This window comes from Pseudomonas sp. 3A(2025) (assembly GCF_054589175.1).
Genome location: NZ_BAAILM010000060.1, coordinates 64,119 through 83,324, shown reverse-complemented (window position 1 = coordinate 83,324; position 19,206 = coordinate 64,119). Strand labels below are relative to the sequence as shown.

The following is a 19,206-nucleotide window of genomic DNA, read 5'->3' as shown; positions in this document are numbered from 1 at the left end:
AAAACATACAACCTTAGCTACCCACTCAATTCAAGCCCCTGATTAAAAAGGAAATTATTTTCGTGGCACATATCTTGGTATGGCTTGTTCCTCAGCCATTACCGGGAGAACCGGCATGTCCACTCAAACCCATCCGTTGTCCTGCACCCTGAAATTGCTCAAGGGTGTCGGCCGATGAATAAGAAACAGGGCACCGAACGACAACGCCGCGCCACAGAGTTCAGCAAGAACCCGGCCACCGGCACCAGCCTTTGCCCGTTCAAAGGCCCGGACATTGCCATCGTACCGATGCGCTACGCGCTGGACCGATCGCGCTACGACCCCAACCCGCACGCGCTTACGCCACTGTGCAAAACCGGCAAATGGCCTTGGCTGCCAACGCTCCAAAGCCGCACCTATACCCTGCGCCAGCTGTACGACGGCTATGTCTATGTGTTCGACGAAACCGCCGGCACCCTGCACGAATATGCGTTTTCGGCGACCGATGCAGGCCTGCGGCGTATCGTCTGGACTGAAGCACATCTGGGCCAGGATGAACGGACAGGCGACGGTGAAGCGCTGCCGTATCTGCTTTACCCGCGCAACCACACGCTGCATATCGCCTATGCACCGATGCAGTGGACGTGGCGGATCTGCGAACACCTGCGCTCGCATGACGACAGCCGGGCACTGTGGATGAAGCGCCTGGACCTGGCGAGCTACTGCATCACCATGAATGAACCGGGCACCTTGCCGCTGACCGAGATTGCCAGGGCGGTGGCGGAAGTCGATACAGGCTGTATCAACGAAGACCAACGCTTTGCCGATACCGCGCTGCCCACGACCCAACCGCCGCCCGACCCGGAAAAACCTGATCAGAAACCTGAGTGGGTACCACTGGGTGCCGACGTGCACTGGCTGGGCAGCGTGCCAGACAAGGACAGCGCGCTGCTGATTGCTCTGGATGATCCGCTGGCCATACTCAAGGATCTGGGCATGCAACTGGCGGGTGATCAGGCGGCTTATCAAAGCTGGCAGGCTGAGCATGGACACAAGGTGGAGATGGCCACCACCGTCACCGGCCTGTGTGGCCAGTCCATCGAGACTGAAGACAAACTGCCCTTCCCGTTCAAGGACAACCCCGTCTTGACCCAGCAGTATCTGCTGGATGCCGAAAGCTATCTGGAGCAATGCGAGCTCGAACACCACCTGCACAGCCCGGTTGCCATCGCCCCTGACACCCTTCCCTCGATCGAGATCAAGAGCGATGCCATGCATCAAAGCCTGCTTGATCGCTATGGCCGGGCGCCCAATCAGGCTGACAAACAGGCCTGGAAGGAGCGCAAGAAGTGGCGTCGCGAGATTGACCTCAAGGCCGCACGTGGTCACCTGCAACGACAATACCTGACCAGCCAGCGGCTGCTGCAACGGGTTCGCGACACCCAGGCCGATCTCCAGCAATGGAGCGAGCGTATCGGCCTTGAGCCGGAGCAGTTGTTCATCGATACCGGCAATCCCAACACCCTGCTGCACCTGCAAATGATCATGGTCGGGCTGACCACGGTCTTGAGCCAGGACAACAAAGCACTCGACTGGCTGATGCAGCAAGAGAAAAACGCTACCACCTTGTTCGGCACGATGCGCTACGGTTTCTCGCTTGCATTGAAAGAAGCCTTGCACCACGAAGCCGACACGCTGATCGGTGGTTTTGGCGACATCGCCAACATTGCCACCCGCGCTGGCGAACTCAACAGTGCGCTAAACCACGAGGGCTTTGCCGAAGCCGCCTGGATGAAAGCCCTCAAGCAACCGGTGCAAGACACGTTCAAGGCGCTGCGTAGCCTGGCCAGTAGTACATTGGAGGATGCGCGGCTGACAGCGCAGAACATGCTGATTGCCTGGCTGCCCGTCGACAGCCGCCTGGCGCACGGTCCGGAGCAGAACCTGGGCGCCCTGCTGCGCAACCTGCTGATCGGCCAGATTTTCAGTAACTCCCCCATACCCTTGGCCGTTGACAATGAGTTCGCCAGAAAGCTCAGCGAATGGAAAAGCGAGCGTCTGCGATTGAGTCGAAACCTCAATACCGTACAAATGAGATGGTTCTACCCCCGCGAGCCCTGGATACGTCAAAGCCTGACCCGCGATGTACAAGCCCGTACTGACCGCCTCAAGGCCCACGACCAGAAACTGCCAATGCTGTTGGACTTTCAGAATAACCGCTACGCCGCGTTGTTCCGGCAGGAAATCGAGCGCTTCTTTCAGGCGGGCAAGGATATTGGCAAGCACTGGCAACAACAGGTCAGAAACTGGAGCCAGCGGCTGAGTATCGGTGCCAGTATTAGCTGGGGCGTGATCATGCTTAACTTTATTAATACGGCGTTGACGTATGAGCAAGTGAGTCGTGATGGTGATTTGTCGGCCAAGGATCTGGTCAAGGTGGCTTATAACCTGGGGTATAGCTTTAACTTGTTGATGGCGTTGTATGTCGAAGCGCCATGGGGAATCATCAAGAATGCACAACCACTTCAAAGAGGAAAATATAGCATTGGGATATTGGACAGATCCTCAAGTTACTGGAAGGCACAAGGTCGGGCAGTATGGGGAGATGCGGTTCGTAGCTTCAAGATAAGATTGCTGGCAACAGGGGGATTTGCAATCGGCGCTGTGCTACTTGAGGCATGGGACCTACATGATGATTATGAAAATGCAGCAACGCAGAATGAAAAAACCGTCACAGCCATCAAAGGCTTGGCCGTCGGCATAATGGGGATAGGCGGTACGGCTCAGATTATTGCTGTGACAACAGCATCACGCGGCGTCGCCGCATTCGTCATGGGACCGTGGTTTGCCGTCGGCATGCTGGCCGCTGGTATGACCTACCTTGCCGCCACGCTATTACTTAACTATTTAAAACAGGACAACATTGGCTCATGGCTTAGAAAATGCTCATGGTCCCGCTCACCTGAATACCGTTTTCCCGAAACACCCGAAGGTCAGCAAGAGGAAAAGCGAGCCTTGCTGGAAATCCAGCTCAGCCCACAGGTTATGGTCAAGAGCACAGTAATCTACAGACATGTTCAGATTGGAAAATCTTATACTCCGCGAGCAGTACAAAATGGTGCCTGGATCCAGATTCGTTTTCCACACGCACTACGAGGTCAGAGCATACTGTTCAACGCCATCGCCAGTAAACGCACCCTTCCCTTGGTGCCTACCCAAAAAATCGAGTCTTCCGTCAAGGAAGAGTTCGAAGATAAAGGCTTGTACCATCCCGTCTCGGACTGGGGAAAAATCGATAATCAGCGCCCTCCTGTTGGCTTCTATCCGTACGCGTGTCCTGCCATCCCAGAAACAGAAGACATTATCTGGAAAGTCTGGGTACCCCTTGATCAGAATGCGCAATTCCTGGAGTTTCAAATCTGGTACCCACTGGACTTGCTTCACGCCTCCCCTCAGGACAGCGGTTATCTTTATCAGATTGAACTGAGCGAAGAAGGTAAAAGCACGTTGGACGGGCTCAGCAAAACCGAACTCCCGGTAAAAAACAAAAACCGCGAAGGCGCAGTACAGCTGTTTATGATTCCGTGACTGGAAGGTAGCCTTCAACCCAAAAAACATATTTTTAAACCACCCACTAACAAGCTCATAAAACCCTCTCAGTGGGCACTATCCATCCAGCAGACCTTGATCGTTTTCAATAAAGGAATAGCAGTAATGGACACGCAAAAAAGAGAACTCGGAAAAACTAAAACTTCAGCACCTTCAACCGCAACTTTCATAATGAGCTGGTCTATAAAAACGTCAGGATTAGAACGCCCTGCCATTAAGGTCATCCACAGGACGTATCTTGGAATACCACTCGTCATTTGCAGCGTCATCACCTGGAAAATGTGGGGATCCATCATTGAAGATCTTGGCTTATGGCTAACCCTCTGCATATCCATAGCAACCATGAACTTATTGGCGATCGCCATGTTCATGCAAAAAACCGTTTTCAATTATCAAATCCACCTTGACCATGGCAAGCTAGATCATCAATTGTATTTCCCCGATTTCGCCGGTGGTCTTTTCAAAGGCATTGCCGGCATTGCCATTTTATTTTTCGTACTCGTCGCAATTCTCACAGGCTCCCTGCTCTTCCTCCTCGGCCCGGCCGCCGCAGCCGCATGTTCAGCCCTAAAACTGATGAACTGGAAAAAGCCTGAGGTCGAACACGAAGAAAGCATGCCATGGCACGAACACTACTTCGTCACCGTCGACCGTAGATACCTGATCATCGTGGCGCATCACGATGACACGACAATTGGCTTCAAAGCCCGCTTCCCTAACAAAGATCTATTCGAGCAATACCTGGCCTTTTTACGTACCGTCGTCGCACCACACGCCAAATTCACTGAAACAGTCTGGAAGTGGTAACCCAACAACCTCATACCTCAAAAAACAGCGCTGCATCATCGACACAGCGCTGTCAGGCAGTCAATCAGCGCACGCCGTCCTGACGCAGTGCGTTAGCCGTGAAGTCACTGGTATTGGCCTCAAACCCGAACTCGTAGGCGCGAGCCTCTTCGTTTTTCATGCCCAACGCCATGTAGCGGCCCGATTGCAGGTCGTACAGCGTTTCGACCACGTACCACGGCACTTGCTTGTCGTAGTAATTGACCGCATGCGCTTCGGCCACACGCCACAGCTGGTCACGACCGTCGTAGTGATCGATGACCGCGGCTTGCCAGGTGTCTTCGTCGATGAAGAAGTCGCGCTTGGCATAGATATGCCGCTGCCCGGGCTTGAGGGTGGCGGTCACGTGCCAGACGCGGCGCAGCTCGTAACGGGTCAGGTCCTGGTTGATGTGCCCGGCCTTGATGATGTTGTCGTACTTGAGCGTGGTGTCATCGAGTTTGTGGCTGTTGGCCGGGATGTACAGTTCCTGTTTGCCGATCAGCTTCAGGTCATAGCGATCCGGCGCGCCGTTGTACATGTCGAGGTTGTCGGAGGTGCGCGTGCCGTCGGAGGCGGTGCCCGGTCCGTCGTAGGCCACTTCTGGCGCCTTGCGCACACGGCGCTGGCCAGTGTTGTAGACCCACGCCGAGCGCGGTTCCTTGACCTGGTTAAGGGTCTCGTGCACCAGCAGCGCACTGCCGGCCAGACGCGCCGGCGCAGTCACTTGTTGTTTGAAGTAGAACAGGATGTTGCCGGGGTTTTTCGGGTCGTAATCTTTCATACGGTCGCGGAACACGAACTGGTCGCTGAACTTTACGATCAGGTACGAGCCATTGGGCTGCGGCGTGGCCTGGGTGACCAGGCGCTTGACGGTGCCGCCGCGATAGCGGGTGATGTGGTTCCAGATCACCTCTACGCCGCTGGCCGGAATCGGAAACGGAATGGCCGTCTCGAAGTTTTCCAGGCCATTGCCGCCATCGGTCAGCTTGGTATTGGTGGCGTTGCGTTTGATGGCAGCGAGTACCGAATCGGGCACTACGGCCCCGCGATGGCTGGTGTACACCGGTATGCGATAGGTTTGCGGGTAGCGCTTGAACATCGCGTACTGCCCCGGCGCCAGCTTGCTTTTGTATTGTTCGACGTTACTGGCGGTGATGACGAACAGCGGCTTTTCACTGGCATACGGATTGGCCAGGAAGCCTTTGCCGTCCACGGCACCGGCGTTTTTCGGCATCGGGTTCCAGGCGGGAATGCTGTTGTCGGCGTTGCCGGCTTTTTCCGCGCCAATGGGCGTCAGCGAGGTACCGAGTTTGGCGGCTTCGGATTCCGAGACCGCTGCCATCACACCGGTCGCCAGCAGCGACAACCCCAATACACCGGCCGTTAACAGGCCTTTGGTCATTTTCATAGTCTTTATCCTGAAAACCGATGCTTAGAAGTTCACGCCGAAGCTGAGCGCCACAAAATCGCGGTCATCCACCGTGGTGTATTTACCGTCGAAGAAGTTGGTGTAGAACAGGCTGGCGGTGTAGGTGTTCTGGTACTCGGCATCAAGCCCCAGGCTGACGGCCTTGCGACCCTCTTCGAAATTGCCGCCCGGGCTTGGCGAGTAGCCCTTGACGTCATGTGACCAGGCCACGCTGGGGCGCAGATTCACCCCGGCCAGTACGTTGTTGTAGTCCCAGATCGCCCGGGCACGGTAGCCCCAGGAATTGCTGGTGGTGAAACCGTCGTTCTCGCAATAGCGGGTCAGGTTGTTCTGCGCGGTGCCGGTCAGGGTGCCGGCATTGAGAGCCGCACATTGCCCGTTCGGCAGCGGGCCAGGGCCGTACACCGGGTCACGGCCGTAGCGCAGTTTGGAGGTGCTTTCGAGCCCGCCGACATGGGTCCAGCCCACCTCGCCCACGACAGTCAGCCGCTCGGCACCCATCACCTGATCGAAGAAATGCGTGAAGGTGGTCTGCAGTTGAGTGATTTCCTTGCGCGAGTAACCCGGCTGATCGGTGTCTGGCCGGCCATTGAGCAGCGAGACACTGGGGTTGAGCGGCGACAGCCCCGAATACAGGATGTCGGTGGTATTGATCTGCACCGGCGCGTTGGGCCGGTAGCTGATTTCTCCGCTCCAGGCCGTGCCGGTGGGCAAGGTGGTGGAAAAGCTCAGGCCATACAGGCGAATGTCTTCAGGGTATTCGACGTAGTAACTGGAGTTACCGGCGACGACCACCGGCAGCAGGGTCGGCGCCAGGGCGGCTGCGGTGGCGGCCGGCAAGCCGTTGCGCATCAGCGAGCCGACCAGGGACGAGGCGCTGTAGGCACTGGCTGAGCCGCCGCGGCCACTGAAGATCGGCAAACGGCTGTGGTAATTCATCATGTAGGCGCCGAACTCGGTGTTCAGCGGTGCGAAGTTGTAGCGCATGGCCAGGCCGAACTGGCCGCTGTCGCGGGCATCGCGGTCCGGGCCACGGCGCACGATCACGCCTTCATCGGGCGAACCGAACGTGGCGCCCTGCTGGGCCAGCGCGTTGAACGCCGCACCCCGCGCTGCGGCAGGCAGGCCGGCAGCGGTCAGCGCCGAGTTCAGGCCGCTCTGGCTGCGCAGTACGGCAAGATTGCTGCTGCAACCATCGGCGATCACATCGGGCTGCGAGAAGAAGGTGCCGCAGTTGTCGACCACCGTCTGGTCCCATTCCAGCTGGTAGAAGCCCTCGGCGGACAAGTCCTGGGTCAGGCCCTGGGACAGGTAGAACATGTTGACCGGGATCAGGCCTTCCTTGATCTCGGAACCGGGCCGGCGAAAGGCTGAAACATCGATCGGGTTGACGCTGTTGATGCCGCCGCCAATAAACGTGCTCTCGCCCCAACTGACCACTTGTTTACCGAAACGCACGGTGCCTGGTTCGTCGCCAAGCGAGTAGCGGTGATAGACAAAGGCATCGAGCAATTGTGCGCCGGACGACTTGGCGCCTTCCTTGCGGTTGGAATCGCTGATGTCCTTGAACTCGCGGCCTTCATCCTTGAGTTCAAAGTCGTACCAGTACTTGCCACGCAGAAACACCCCGGTGTCGCCGTACTTGAGTTCAAGGTCATGGATGCCCTTGAAAACTTTTGAAAAGGTTTCGCCACGTTTAAAGTTCAAATGACCGTCGTCAGACGTCTGCGACAGGCCACGGCCGCCGTTGTTGGCGCCGATCAGGTTCTTGTTGGGGCTGGCGGTCGACCAGCTCGAGCCGATGGAGAGCGACGAATCGAAGCTGCCTTCGATTTCACCGACATTGAAACTGACGCCGAAGGCTTGGCCTGCAAGCGTTGAGGCAAGGCTGACGGCCAAGGGCAGTCTCGCCCGGCGCCAGAAGGGGGTTGCTGTGGTCATCGTCGCTACTCCGTGTGCTTTTATTTTTTATGGCACTCAGGACGCCCGGCGCTCCAGTTCAAACCGGGGACAATGCTTCTCTGACAATTACGTGTTGCCACGTCCTTGTGCCGACTCCTCTGAAACACATAAACAGCCTCATCCGGCCCGCCCGCTCCTACCCGAGAGCGCGACAGGCTTCGAGGGAGAATGGCTGAATATGGCGATTTGGCAAGCTGCGTGTAAGACACATCCTACGCAGCAATCTGCCGGGTATTGAAAACCCGGCAGAGGGCGGGATCAGAGTGTAGACAGCAAAGCGCTATTACTGTTCTGCCATTCGGCGATGTCTACGCGCATGCGTTTCTTGTCGAGCTTGCCGACGCTGGTCTTGGGAATCTCGGGCACCACGGCAATCTGCTGGGGAATCGCCCATTTATTGAGGTGACCCTGCTCGACGAACGGTGTGAGGTGTTCCTTGAGCGTGGCGGCATCAAGCCGCTGGCCCTCATGCGCCACCACCAGGGCAAAGGGGCGCTCGCCCCACTGCGGATCGGGAATGCCGACCACCGCGACCTCGCGTACTGCGGGGTGACGACTGCACAGATCCTCCAGCGCCAGCGAAGACAGCCACTCGCCGCCGGTCTTGATCACGTCCTTGATGCGGTCGCGGATATCGATGAAGCCGTAGTCGTCCAGGGTCGCGACATCGCCGGTGTGCATCCAGCCACCGGCCCACAGTTCGCGGCCTTTTTCCGGCTCGCCCAGATAGTTCTCGGTCAGCCAGGGCGCGCGCAGCACCAGTTCGCCCTGGGTCTGGCCATCGGCGGGCAGGAAGTTGCCTTCCTCGTCGACAATCGCCGCATCGACCAGCATGCCCGGCACCCCGGCCTTGATCTTGAAACGAATGCGCTCGTCTTCAGAGCCGGCCAGCAACTCTTCGTTGAAATGCGCGACAGAAATCAACGGGCCGGTTTCCGACATGCCATAGGCAGCGGTCAGCGCGATGCCTTTGGCCTTGGCCGCCAGATACAGGCTGCGCGTCAGCGAGCTGCCACCGATGATAATTTTCCAGCCACCGAAATCCTTGTCTTTGGCGCCTTTGGCGTTGAGCAGCATCTGCAGAATGGTCGGCACGCAGTGCGAGAAGGTGACCTTTTCGGTCTCCCACAAGCGCACCAGCAACTCGGGATCGTAGCGCCCCGGATAAACCTGCTTGATACCGAGCATGGTCGCTGCATAGGGCATGCCCCAGGCATGCACGTGGAACATCGGCGTGATAGGCATGTAGACATCGCCGCTGCCCAGGATGCGGTCCTTTTCGACGCAGCCCAGGATGGCAGCCACGCCCAGGGTGTGCAGCACCAGCTGCCGATGGGTGAAGTACACGCCCTTGGGATTGCCGGTGGTGCCGGTGGTGTAGAAGGTGGTCGCTACCGAGTGCTCGTCGAAATCCGCGAACTCGTACTCCGGGCTGGCGGCGGCCAGCAGCGCTTCGTACTCGCCGATCAGGTTTGGCAGTTCGACGGGCTGGTCGGGAGTGTCGGTGAGCAGCAGGGTTTTCTCGACCGTGGTCAGGTGCCCGGCAATACCCTGATACAAAACAGCAAACTCACTGTTGACCAAAACCACGCGGTCATCGGCGTGGTTCATGGTGTAGACGATTTGCTCGGGCGACAGGCGCACATTAATGGTGTGCACCACCGCGCCAATCATCGGGATGGCAAACATGCACTCAAGATAACGGTGGCTGTCCCAGTCCATGACCGCCACGGTATCGCCGGCCTTGACCCCCGCTTGCGTGAGGACATTGGCCAGGCGCCGCACGCGCTGGTTGAGGGTGGGATAGTCATAGCGGACTGAATCGCGGTACACGATCTCGCGGGTTCGTTCATAGCGGCTGCCGGAAACCAGCAGGCTTTTGATCAACAGCGGGTACCGATAAGCGCCTTCGGCTGGCGCAAGAACGCGAGTCTGCAACATAAGAGTCCCTTTCCAGAGTTCACAGGCGAAGCACCAATATGGACGCTGATGCTCTGTCTCGCCAGTTGCATTGGATAAAGGGACAACTTGCCGCCCCCTGTGCACGACAGCACACGGGGGCGGATGCAGATTATGCCGCTTGAGTGAACGCCAGCTTCACGCCAAGCGCGACCAGCACGGCGCCCATGGCACGGTCGAACCAGTGGCCCATGCGCGCAAAGCCTGCGCGCACGCGCTCCTGGCTGAACAGCCGCGCCACCATGCAGAACCACAGCGCCGTGGCGATGGCCAGGTACACGCCATAGCCGCCCTGCACCAGCAACGGTGTATGCGGATCGATGACCACGGTGAACAGCGACAGAAAGAACAGCGTCGCCTTGGGGTTCAGGCCGTTGGTGACGAAACCGCTGACATAGGCACCACGAGCCGAGCGCTCGACGCTTTGCGCCTTGATGTCTTCGGCCGACGCGCTGGCCGGTTTCGCGCGCAAGGCCTTGATGCCGATGTACAACAGATAAGCGGCCGCCGCCCATTTCAAGGCGTTGAACAGCATGATCGACTGCGAAACGATGATGCCGATGCCCAGCAGCGAATAGCCGACATGCACAAAAATTGCCGAACCCACGCCCAGTGCCGCCCAGGTGCCGGCCTTGCGCCCGTGGGTCACGCTCTCGCGCACGACCACGGCAAAGTCGGGGCCAGGGCTGGCCACGGCCAGCAGGTGAATCAGTGCAACGGTCAGAAATTCAGCCCAGTACATGGAATTCTCCGGGGGCGAACAGCCGGGCAGTGGCAGACAAAAGCTGTCTGCGCCGCCTTCAGCCGTGATAGAAAAAAGGCCTTCAAAGATACAACTCCAATTCTTTGCAAAAAAGGTACAGCGATGAGCAATGTCGGCAGAGCAGTTTTTCTTGATCACACCTCCCTGGATCTGGGCGACCTCGACCTGAGTGCTCTCGAGGACAGCTTTGCCGAACTGGTCCTGCACGCCAGCACCACGCCCGAGCAAGTCATAGAGCGTCTACAGGGCGCGCAAGTGGCGATCACCAACAAGGTGCGGATCGATGCCAGCACTTTCGCTGCCTGCCCGCAGCTCAAGCTGGTGCTGGTGGCCGCCACCGGTACCAACAACGTCGATCTGGCTTCAGCACGCGAACACGGCGTGACGGTGTGCAACTGCCAGGGCTACGGCACCGCTTCGGTCGCCCAGCACACGCTGTTGTTGCTGCTGGCCCTGGCCACGCGCTTGCCCGATTACCAGCGCGCCGTGCAGCAAGGCCTGTGGCAGAAATCCTCGCAGTTCTGCCTGCTCGACTTCCCGATTGTCGAGCTGGAAGGCAAGACCCTGGGCCTGCTGGGTCACGGTGAACTGGGTGGTGCGGTAGCGAAACTGGCCGAGGCGTTCGGCATGCGCGTGCTGATCGGCCAGTTACCGGGCCGCCCGGCACGCGCTGATCGATTGGCGCTGGATGAACTGTTGCCTCAGGTCGATGCCCTGACCCTGCACTGTCCGCTCAACGAACAGACCCGGCACATGATCGGCGCCCGTGAACTGGGCCTGCTCAAGCCGCAGGCGCTGGTGGTCAATACGGCACGCGGCGGGCTGATCGACGAACAGGCGCTGGCCGACGCCTTGCGCAACGGGCATCTGGGTGGCGCGGCGACCGATGTGCTCAGCGTCGAGCCACCGATAGACAGCAATCCGCTGCTGTCCGGCGACATCCCACGTCTGATCATCACCCCGCACAGTGCCTGGGGCGCCCGCGAGGCCCGGCAACGCATCGTCGCGCAGATTGCTGAAAATGCTCAGGCGTTTGCCAGTGGTACGCCGGTAAGAGTGGTTGCCTAACCTGTTAAACTGCGCCCTTTTTCAGGAGCCAGGACATGGACCCGCGCAGTGAAGTGATACTCCGCCACCCCGAGCTGTTTCAGGGCAAGGTGCTGCTGGCCGGGCTGCCGGCCGATGACTTGATGGGCAAGCTACCCAATGCCTGTGGCTGGTCCTGGCATGCCGGTGAGCGGGCGGCGCTCGACGCACGTTTCGAAGGCCGCACGCATTTTGGCACCGAGCACCCGGCCGATGAGTTCGAGGCCGTGGTGCTATTTTTGCCCAAGGCCCGCGACCTGACCGACTACCTGCTCAATGCCCTGGCTTCGCGCCTGGCCGGGCGCGAGCTGTTTCTGGTCGGCGAAAAACGCGGCGGCATCGAAGCCGCCGCCAAGCAACTGCATCCCTTCGGCAAGCCGCGCAAGCTCGACAGCGCCCGTCATTGTCAGCTGTGGCAGGTCAGTGTCGAACACGCCCCGCACGTACAAACCCTCGACAGCCTGGCCAAGACCTATGAAGTGGCGCTGGCCGACGGTCCATTGAACGTCATCAGCCTGCCCGGCGTATTCAGCCATGGCCGGCTGGATCGCGGCACCGCGCTGTTGCTGGAGCATCTGGACAAGATGCCGGGCGGCTCTCTACTGGACTTCGGCTGCGGTGCCGGCGTACTGGGGGCTGCGGTAAAACGTCGCAACCCACAGACCGACGTGGTAATGCTCGATGTCGATGCATTTGCCACCGCCAGCTCCACGCTAACGCTTGCTGCCAATGGTCTGGAGGCTCAAGTGGTGACCGGCGACGGCATCGATGCGGCACCCAAGGGGCTGAGCACGATTTTGAGCAATCCACCGTTCCATACCGGTGTGCACACCGACTATAAGGCCACCGAAACCTTGCTGAAAAAAGCCCGCGAACATCTGCGATCCGGCGGCGAAATGCGCCTGGTAGCGAACAGCTTCCTGCGTTACCAACCGATGATCGAAAGCCAGTTCGGCACCTGCGAAACCCTCGCCCAAGGCAACGGCTTCAAGATTTATCGCGCCCGGCGCAGTTGAAAATAAGCGCTTGCCCAAAGCGTTTGGCGAAGGCAGAATCCGCTCCGTCCTAGGGGAGTAGTCTCCCACGAGCACCCAGCTCGACGGCATGCATCAACATACTTGGTCAACAGACCATGGTGCATGCGACCCGGAATCCGCATAGACGGATCAGCGGTTTGACAAGACCTATGACACGCACACCTTACCGGGCGGGAAGGCTGTACGTGTCATAGCCGTGTCGACCCGCCCCCAGGAACCCTGATGCTGGAATCGCTACTTATCCCTACCGCCGTTGTGGCACTCGCTGAAATCGGCGACAAGACCCAATTGTTGGCGCTCATTCTCGCCGCCCGCTTTCGCAAACCCTGGCCGATCATCGCCGGTATCGTGGCCGCCACCCTGGCCAACCATGCCGCTGCCGGTGCCGTGGGCGCCTGGTTCAGCCAGTACTTCTCGGATGTGGTGTTGCACTGGGTGCTGGCCGCCAGTTTCACCGCCACGGCCTTGTGGACCCTGGTGCCGGACAAGATGGACGAGGACGAAGCGAGTACCAAGCGCCAGTTCGGCCCGTTCATGACTACGCTGATCACCTTCTTCATCGCCGAAATCGGTGACAAGACCCAGATCGCCACGGTGATGCTCGCCGCGCAGTACGACTACCTGTGGCTGGTGATCATCGGCACCACGGTCGGCATGCTGATCGCCAACGTGCCGGTGGTGCTGGCGGGCAATTTCGCCGCCGAGAAACTGCCGCTGACGCTGATCCGCCGACTGGCCGCCAGCGCCTTTTTCGTCCTGGCGCTGGTGGCGGTGTACAAGGCCATGCAGGTGAGTGGCTGGGTGTAGGCCCGACCAAGAACTGTTAGTTCTTCGGCGCCTGCTGGTAAAGCGGCATGACCTTCGGAATTGCCGCATTCAACGAGGCCATGCGGCTCTCGGAGGCCGGGTGGGTGCTCATGAATTCGGGCGGTGAGCCGCCTGATTTCTGGTTCATTTTCTGCCATAGCGTTATGGCGGCATTAGGGTTGTAGCCCGCACGAGCAGCCAGCTCCAGCCCCAGCAGGTCGGCTTCGTTTTCGTTGCTGCGGCTGTTGGGCAAGGTCAGGCTGTAATTGACCACGGTATCGGCCATCGCCAAGCTGGTCTCGCCCAGGCCAAGCAGTGCGCCCGCGCCTTGCTTGGCCACCTCTACTCCATACGCCTTGGACATCGCTTCACGGCCATGCTCACGCAGGGCGTGGGCAATCTCGTGGCCCATGACCGCCGCGATCTCGTCGTCGCTCAGGTTGAGCTGGTCGATAAGACCGGAATACACAATGATTTTGCCGCCCGGTCCGCAGTTGGCGTTGAGCTCATCGCTCTTGATCAGGTTCACTTCCCATTGCCATTGCGCTGCATCGGGGCGCAGTTTCGGCGCCTGGGCAATCAGTCGGTTGGCGATGGCCTGCACCCGCTTGGCATTGTTGCTGGTCTTGTCCAGCACACCCTTGCTGGTCGCCTCACTCACGGTTTTCTGATAGGACTGGGCATACATCTGGTTGACCTGTTCGGTCGGCAGCATGCTGAACATGTACTGCTTGCGCTCAACCCCTACCGAGTCACCACTGGTGGTGTTGACCGCCTGGCAGCCTGCCAGCAACAGAGTGGCGCTCAAGGCAGACAAAGCAAAATACTGACGCATTACTGGACTCTCCTGTTAAACGTGGCGGTCATGCCAGGCCGTGCAGTGGTTCTGCGCCAGAGACCGGCCAATTGCCCTATTGGTCCATCATGACCGGGCCTTGGTTCCATGACTGCCTGTACTCAACGATTATTTATCTGAATAACAAAGCCCGACGCCCGATCAGCCACATTCTTTGCTGGCCTGTCATACAGATGCACCCATTTTAGTGGCTGAATCGGCTCATGTTTTTCATGTGTCGGGCGATAGCGCTTTATAGAGCGTGCCCTCTTGCTGTGCGGAGACGATATGAAGTTCAAGTCGATCCAGTTTTCCATCGCATCCCTGGCAGGCGCCATTGTATTGGGCGTCGCCGCAGTCTTGATTGGCTATGCCCTGTATACCGGCGCCCACACCCAGACGCTGGTCGAACAGCGTACCCGCCAGCAGTCGGAGCTGGCCGTCAGGCAACGCCTTGAGGCCCTGGCGCAAAGCCAGGCCAGCGCGATCAAGCAGGCGCTGGAATTGCCATTGCAAGCGGCAACCAACCTGGCACAGATCAATGCCCTGCTCGGCAGCGTCGACAGCCTGGGCCGTGCAGGCTTGAACATGAGCCGCGAAGACCTGATCACCCTGACCCGCGATGTCGTCGATAAAAATCCACGCCTGGTCGATGCCTATATCGGCTGGGAGCCCAACGCTCTGCTGCGCAACGACGCCCAGTACGCCGGCCAGCCAGGCATGGAACAGGACGGGCGCTTTATCCCGCTGTGGTTCCGCAACGCCGATGGCAGCGTGGCACTGGACAAGCTCACCGACCTGGATAACAACAACCTGCTGCCCACCGGTGTGCGCGCCAACGAGTACTATGTGTGCGCCAAGGAAACCGGCAAGGGCTGCGTGGTCGACCCTGCGCCCTACCCGATCGGCAACCGTACCATCATGCTCTCTTCGTTCATCGCGCCGATCATGGTCAACGGCACCTTTCAGGGCATCGCCGGCGCCGACCTGTCGGTGGACTTCATTCAGGAAATGCTCGAAAGCGTCGACCGCAGCCTGTACGACGGCGCAGGCGAAATCGCCCTGATCGCCAGCAACGGTGGCCTGGTCGCCTACACCAAGGACAAGAGTCTGCTGGGCAAGAAGGCCAGTACGATCCTCGACCCCAATGAAGTCGACAACCTGAGCAAGCTGACCAGCGGTGAAGTGAGCTACGACCTGGACGAGGAGCATGGTCACATCGAGGTGTACATGCCGTTCAGCCTCGGCGCAACCAATGCCCGCTGGACCCTGATGATGCAGTTGCCGCTCGCTGCGGTCATGGCCGACCAGGAAAAACTTCAGCAAGACCTGCAAACACAGCGCAGCGATGACATTGTCGGCATGAGCCTGTTCGGGCTGCTGATCGCCGCGGCCGGGCTGCTGGTGATCTGGCTGGCGGCACGCGGTATTGCCCGACCGCTCAAGCAGATGGTCGTCATGCTCAACGACATCGCTCAAGGCGAAGGCGACCTGACCCGCCGTCTGCACAGCGACCGCGCCGATGAACTGGGCAGTATTGCCAACGGCTTCAATACCTTCCTGAGCAAGCTGCAGACCATGATCAGCCAGGTGGTGACTTCGGTGCAGAAGGTCAGCGATTCCTCGGAGCATTCTGCCGACATCGCCATTCGCACCCATCAGGGCATTCAGAAACAGCTGGCCGAGATCGATCAGGTGGCCACCGCCGTGCAGGAAATGACCGCTACCGCTCAGGACGTGGCGCGCAATGCCACCCAGGCAGCACAAGCCGCCAGCCATGCCGACAGCGCGGCCCATCAAGGCATGAGCATCGTTCAAAGCACGTCCGACTCCATTGCCCACCTGGCTCGGGAAATCGGGCATGCCGTGGAAGTGGTGCAGACCCTGTCGCGCGACAGCGAGAACATCAACGCGATCCTGACCACGATTCGCGGCATCGCCGAGCAGACCAACCTGCTGGCGCTCAATGCTGCCATCGAGGCTGCGCGCGCCGGCGAACAGGGCCGCGGCTTCGCCGTGGTCGCCGACGAGGTGCGCAACCTGGCGCAGAAAACTCAAGCCGCGACCCAGGAAATCCAGAGCATGATCCAGCAATTGCAGTCCGGCACCCGCCAGGTGGTGCAGGTCATGCAGGACAGCCAGAACAGGACCGACGAAAGCGTCAGCCACGCCACCCAGGCCGCCGAGGCGCTGGGCAGCATCACTCAGGCGGTGTCAGTGATCAACGACATGAACACCCAGATCGCCAGCGCCGCCGAAGAGCAAAGCGCGGTGGCCGACGACATCAATCGCAATGTGATCAATATCGGCCAGGTGGCCCGCGAAGTCGCCGGCGGCGCCGATGAAGCCAGCCAGACGAGCACCGAGCTGACCCTCCTGGCGGAACAACAACGGCGGTTGATCAACCAGTTCAAGGTGTAGGTAGGGGGATTACAGCGGAGTCAGGCACTCGGGGCCGTTGATTTTCGGGTCATTGACCAGTGTGTTCAGCGGTCGCTCGCGCAGCTGGATCTGCCTTGAAACCAAGAGCTCCTGCAACACATGCTCGCTGGCTTCAGGGTCGAGCCACGCCTGTTGCCCTTGTTCATCGAGGATCAGCGGCCTGCGCTGGTCCATCGCTGGCTGGGTGATCAGTGCCACGCTCAGCCAGATTTGCTCTTGCACCGGATAGGCTTCCCAGATGGCCGCAAAAAACAGGGTCGAGCCTTCACCCGGGGTCAGCCAGAAAGGCCGCTTGCGCGCCCCGCCTCGCCATTCATAGAAACCGTTGGCCGGCAGCAGGCAACGCCGGCTATTGAAGGCCTCGCGAAACATCGGTTGTTCGGCCACGGTTTCAGCGCGCGCATGCGCAGGCGTACGGGTCAGGTCGGTCAGCCAGGGCGGGGTCAGCCCCCAGCGGGCGCGGACCACATTCATGCCGTCCTCACCTGCGCGCAGCATCAAGACCCAGTCGGCCGGGCAAATGTTCCACTTCGGCGGATGCTTGTCAGGAAATCCCGGCAAGGCCGCAAAGGCGGGAGTCCAGCGAAACAGCGCATAACGTCCACACATTTTTCAACACACCAGTACATCGGGATAACTGTCCGGCTCGTCGCCGTCCACAGGCAGCGCGGCATTGTACGCACTGATCAGCGCCTGCGCCCGGTCGACCTGCGCATCCTCGACCTCGATGCCCAGCAGGCCGGTCACCGGCAAACAGCCCATGCCGCCCAGCAGATCTTGCCCGGTCAGGCGCGCCTGCACGCCTTCACTGCCGAGCATGGCCAGCAGCAGTTCGCCCTCAAGCAGGTGTTCCGGCTCGTAGATCCTTTGCATCATTCGTTCTCGCTGCGCACATCCAGAGTCCATTCTTCACCGTCGGTGCGCAGGTCAAAGACGATCGGCCGGCAACACACCTGACAATCCTCGATGTACTGCTGATCGCCACCGGACAGGTCCAGCAAGGTCTCGACGGGCTCACCGCAATAAGGGCACTCGTAATCCACTAGTTCTTGCATCGGGTCTGACCTCAAGTTTTGCGTATAATCGGCCGTCTGTTCGAAGGCCGAGGCTTTTTGCTGAAACCGGAGTCTGTTATCCGTTTTATTTCAGACCGGCCTTCCCTTAACTCTATCCGTTCCCTACAAGAGAGCATGATGGGCGAATTCGATGCCATCCGACCTTATAACGACGCAGAAGTAGCCCCTGTACTGGCGCGCCTGCTCAGTGACAAGGCTTTCCTCGCCACCCTGACCAAATTCCGCTTCCCGCGCCTGGCCAGTTCCCTGGGCTGGGTTCTGCAACCGGCCCTGGCGCGCAAGCTGCGTCGCCAGTTTGCCGGTATCAACTCGGTGGCCAGCCTGCAAGACAAGGTCGAGGTGTATGTCGACCACACCATTGACCGGGCCACCGATGGCGTGACCTATACCGGTGTCGAGCAATTCAAGTCCGGCAGCGCCTATCTGTTTCTGGCCAACCACCGCGACATCGTCATGGACCCGGCCTTCGTCAATTACGCGATTTATCACGCTGGCCTGCCAACGCCGCGCATCGCGATTGGCGACAACCTGCTGCAAAAGCCGTTCGTCAGCGACCTGATGCGCCTGAACAAGAGCTTTATTGTGCACCGCTCGATCAGCGGCCGCCGGGAAAAGATGGCCGCGTATCAGCTGCTGTCGGCGTATATCAATCACTCGATCGTCCGCGACGTACAGTCGATCTGGATTGCCCAGGCCGAAGGCCGTGCCAAGGACGGTGACGACCGCACCGAGTCGGCGATTCTCAAAATGTTCCACATGAGCCGCAAGGACGAACCGTTCGCCGAGGTGATTCGCTCGCTGAACCTGACCCCGGTGTCGATCAGCTACGAATACGATCCCTGCGACCACGCCAAGGCCCGCGAGCTGTACATCCGTGCCACCACCGGCAGCTACACCAAGACCGAGGGCGAAGACGACATCAGCATCGCGCTGGGCATTACCGGCTACAAGGGCCGTGTACACGTCAACTTCGCACCGCCGATCACCGGGCAGTTCGAGGACACCAAGCTGCTGGCGCAGGAAATGGACCGGCAGATTCTCGGCGGCTACCGCTTGTTCCCGGTGCACTACCTGGCCTGGGCACAATGGAGCGAAGCCGATGCCAGCCTGAATGTGCCCACCGCCAGCGAGCTGTTCGGCACCCAGGAACTGGACAAGGCCCGTGCCGAATGGGAAAGCCGCCTGGCCGGCTGCCCTGTCGAACATCGCCCTTACCTGATCCAGCAATATGCCACGCCGGTGCGCAACCAGTACCGCATCAAGGCCGGTCTGGCCCTGCCATAAGCGGGCGCCCGTCACATGATCGTCATCATGTGACGGCATTGTATGGCTCCTCAAACGGAGTGTGGCAGCGCAACGGCGTCTGCTACACAGCTTGCAGGGAATGCCAACAT

General features: G+C 59.5%; 15 protein-coding genes, 1 pseudogene and 1 riboswitch. Of the genes and pseudogenes, 8 read left to right on the top strand and 8 right to left on the bottom strand.

Annotation, left to right across the window (positions count from 1 at the left end; translation table 11 throughout):
* The first annotated feature begins 174 nt into the window (after positions 1 to 174).
* Positions 175 to 3,567 (top strand): toxin VasX, encoded by a 3,393-nt coding sequence (locus ACYP2A_RS21435; protein ID WP_459747902.1) that lies wholly within the window; start codon positions 175 to 177, stop codon positions 3,565 to 3,567.
* A 126-nt stretch (positions 3,568 to 3,693) separates the two neighbouring features.
* Positions 3,694 to 4,395: a permease gene (locus tag ACYP2A_RS21430; protein ID WP_459747901.1), complete on the top strand. Its 702-nt coding sequence runs from the start codon at positions 3,694 to 3,696 to the stop codon at positions 4,393 to 4,395.
* 64 nt (positions 4,396 to 4,459) lie between these two features.
* Here the strand turns inward: ACYP2A_RS21430 and ACYP2A_RS21425 are convergent, their stop codons facing one another.
* From ACYP2A_RS21425 to ACYP2A_RS21410, 4 genes are all read right to left on the bottom strand, one after another.
* Positions 4,460 to 5,824 (bottom strand): DUF1329 domain-containing protein, encoded by a 1,365-nt coding sequence (locus ACYP2A_RS21425; RefSeq protein WP_459747900.1) that lies wholly within the window; start codon positions 5,822 to 5,824, stop codon positions 4,460 to 4,462.
* 24 nt (positions 5,825 to 5,848) lie between these two features.
* The gene (locus tag ACYP2A_RS21420; protein WP_459747898.1) at positions 5,849 to 7,786 is read right to left on the bottom strand and encodes a DUF1302 domain-containing protein; all 1,938 of its coding nucleotides are present in this window, start codon (positions 7,784 to 7,786) and stop codon (positions 5,849 to 5,851) included.
* Positions 7,787 to 8,065: 279 nt separating this feature from the next.
* Positions 8,066 to 9,748, bottom strand: coding sequence for a fatty acid--CoA ligase (locus tag ACYP2A_RS21415; RefSeq protein WP_459747897.1), 1,683 nt, complete (start codon positions 9,746 to 9,748; stop codon positions 8,066 to 8,068).
* A 130-nt stretch (positions 9,749 to 9,878) separates the two neighbouring features.
* Positions 9,879 to 10,508, bottom strand: coding sequence for a LysE family translocator (locus ACYP2A_RS21410; protein ID WP_459747896.1), 630 nt, complete (start codon positions 10,506 to 10,508; stop codon positions 9,879 to 9,881).
* A gap of 123 nt (positions 10,509 to 10,631) precedes the next feature.
* On the opposite strand from ACYP2A_RS21410, the gene ACYP2A_RS21405 reads away from it, so the two are divergent.
* The 3 genes from ACYP2A_RS21405 to ACYP2A_RS21395 all read left to right on the top strand — a co-directional run bounded on the left by ACYP2A_RS21405 (position 10,632) and on the right by ACYP2A_RS21395 (position 13,459).
* Positions 10,632 to 11,597, top strand: a complete 966-nt coding sequence (locus ACYP2A_RS21405; RefSeq protein WP_459747895.1) for a 2-hydroxyacid dehydrogenase — start codon at positions 10,632 to 10,634, stop codon at positions 11,595 to 11,597.
* Between the two features lie 35 nt (positions 11,598 to 11,632).
* Positions 11,633 to 12,631, top strand: a complete 999-nt coding sequence (locus tag ACYP2A_RS21400; RefSeq protein WP_459747894.1) for a methyltransferase — start codon at positions 11,633 to 11,635, stop codon at positions 12,629 to 12,631.
* A gap of 39 nt (positions 12,632 to 12,670) precedes the next feature.
* Positions 12,671 to 12,770: riboswitch (yybP-ykoY riboswitch) on the top strand.
* Positions 12,771 to 12,874: 104 nt separating this feature from the next.
* Positions 12,875 to 13,459: a TMEM165/GDT1 family protein gene (locus ACYP2A_RS21395; RefSeq protein ID WP_459747893.1), complete on the top strand. Its 585-nt coding sequence runs from the start codon at positions 12,875 to 12,877 to the stop codon at positions 13,457 to 13,459.
* Positions 13,460 to 13,475: 16 nt separating this feature from the next.
* Here the strand turns inward: ACYP2A_RS21395 and ACYP2A_RS21390 are convergent, their stop codons facing one another.
* Positions 13,476 to 14,294: a M48 family metallopeptidase gene (locus ACYP2A_RS21390; protein ID WP_459747892.1), complete on the bottom strand. Its 819-nt coding sequence runs from the start codon at positions 14,292 to 14,294 to the stop codon at positions 13,476 to 13,478.
* Positions 14,295 to 14,582: 288 nt separating this feature from the next.
* Here ACYP2A_RS21390 and ACYP2A_RS21385 point away from each other — a divergent pair.
* Positions 14,583 to 15,857 (top strand): annotated as a pseudogene (locus tag ACYP2A_RS21385) (methyl-accepting chemotaxis protein); the annotation flags it as partial.
* A gap of 15 nt (positions 15,858 to 15,872) precedes the next feature.
* The gene (locus ACYP2A_RS21380) at positions 15,873 to 16,715 is read left to right on the top strand and encodes a methyl-accepting chemotaxis protein (RefSeq protein WP_459747953.1); all 843 of its coding nucleotides are present in this window, start codon (positions 15,873 to 15,875) and stop codon (positions 16,713 to 16,715) included.
* Between the two features lie 9 nt (positions 16,716 to 16,724).
* On the opposite strand, the gene ACYP2A_RS21375 is transcribed toward ACYP2A_RS21380, so the two are convergent.
* From ACYP2A_RS21375 to ACYP2A_RS21365, 3 genes are read right to left on the bottom strand one after another with little or no spacing between them, the layout of a single operon-like run.
* Positions 16,725 to 17,345, bottom strand: coding sequence for an SOS response-associated peptidase (locus ACYP2A_RS21375; RefSeq protein ID WP_459747891.1), 621 nt, complete (start codon positions 17,343 to 17,345; stop codon positions 16,725 to 16,727).
* Positions 17,346 to 17,348: 3 nt separating this feature from the next.
* Complete coding sequence (locus ACYP2A_RS21370; protein ID WP_459747952.1) at positions 17,349 to 17,609, bottom strand: putative signal transducing protein; 261 nt, start codon at positions 17,607 to 17,609, stop codon at positions 17,349 to 17,351.
* Positions 17,609 to 17,791 carry a CPXCG motif-containing cysteine-rich protein gene (locus tag ACYP2A_RS21365; protein ID WP_459747889.1) on the bottom strand — a complete coding sequence of 61 codons (183 nt, stop codon included), beginning with the start codon at positions 17,789 to 17,791 and terminating at the stop codon, positions 17,609 to 17,611. The genes ACYP2A_RS21370 and ACYP2A_RS21365 overlap by 1 nt, the downstream gene beginning before the upstream one ends.
* 135 nt (positions 17,792 to 17,926) lie before the next feature.
* Between ACYP2A_RS21365 and ACYP2A_RS21360 the strand changes: the two genes are divergently transcribed.
* A complete protein-coding gene (locus tag ACYP2A_RS21360; protein ID WP_459747888.1) occupies positions 17,927 to 19,096 on the top strand; it encodes a 1-acyl-sn-glycerol-3-phosphate acyltransferase in 1,170 nt (389 codons plus the stop codon).
* Positions 19,097 to 19,206: the final 110 nt, after the last annotated feature.

Coding starts and splice junctions, on each gene's coding strand:
- ACYP2A_RS21435 (WP_459747902.1), top strand. CDS start 175: ATGAATAAGAAACAGGGCACCGAACGACAACGCCGCGCCACAGAGTTC.
- ACYP2A_RS21430 (WP_459747901.1), top strand. CDS start 3,694: ATGGACACGCAAAAAAGAGAACTCGGAAAAACTAAAACTTCAGCACCT.
- ACYP2A_RS21425 (WP_459747900.1), bottom strand. CDS start 5,824: ATGAAAATGACCAAAGGCCTGTTAACGGCCGGTGTATTGGGGTTGTCG.
- ACYP2A_RS21420 (WP_459747898.1), bottom strand. CDS start 7,786: ATGACCACAGCAACCCCCTTCTGGCGCCGGGCGAGACTGCCCTTGGCC.
- ACYP2A_RS21415 (WP_459747897.1), bottom strand. CDS start 9,748: ATGTTGCAGACTCGCGTTCTTGCGCCAGCCGAAGGCGCTTATCGGTAC.
- ACYP2A_RS21410 (WP_459747896.1), bottom strand. CDS start 10,508: ATGTACTGGGCTGAATTTCTGACCGTTGCACTGATTCACCTGCTGGCC.
- ACYP2A_RS21405 (WP_459747895.1), top strand. CDS start 10,632: ATGAGCAATGTCGGCAGAGCAGTTTTTCTTGATCACACCTCCCTGGAT.
- ACYP2A_RS21400 (WP_459747894.1), top strand. CDS start 11,633: ATGGACCCGCGCAGTGAAGTGATACTCCGCCACCCCGAGCTGTTTCAG.
- ACYP2A_RS21395 (WP_459747893.1), top strand. CDS start 12,875: ATGCTGGAATCGCTACTTATCCCTACCGCCGTTGTGGCACTCGCTGAA.
- ACYP2A_RS21390 (WP_459747892.1), bottom strand. CDS start 14,294: ATGCGTCAGTATTTTGCTTTGTCTGCCTTGAGCGCCACTCTGTTGCTG.
- ACYP2A_RS21380 (WP_459747953.1), top strand. CDS start 15,873: ATGATCAGCCAGGTGGTGACTTCGGTGCAGAAGGTCAGCGATTCCTCG.
- ACYP2A_RS21375 (WP_459747891.1), bottom strand. CDS start 17,345: ATGTGTGGACGTTATGCGCTGTTTCGCTGGACTCCCGCCTTTGCGGCC.
- ACYP2A_RS21370 (WP_459747952.1), bottom strand. CDS start 17,609: ATGCAAAGGATCTACGAGCCGGAACACCTGCTTGAGGGCGAACTGCTG.
- ACYP2A_RS21365 (WP_459747889.1), bottom strand. CDS start 17,791: ATGCAAGAACTAGTGGATTACGAGTGCCCTTATTGCGGTGAGCCCGTC.
- ACYP2A_RS21360 (WP_459747888.1), top strand. CDS start 17,927: ATGATGGGCGAATTCGATGCCATCCGACCTTATAACGACGCAGAAGTA.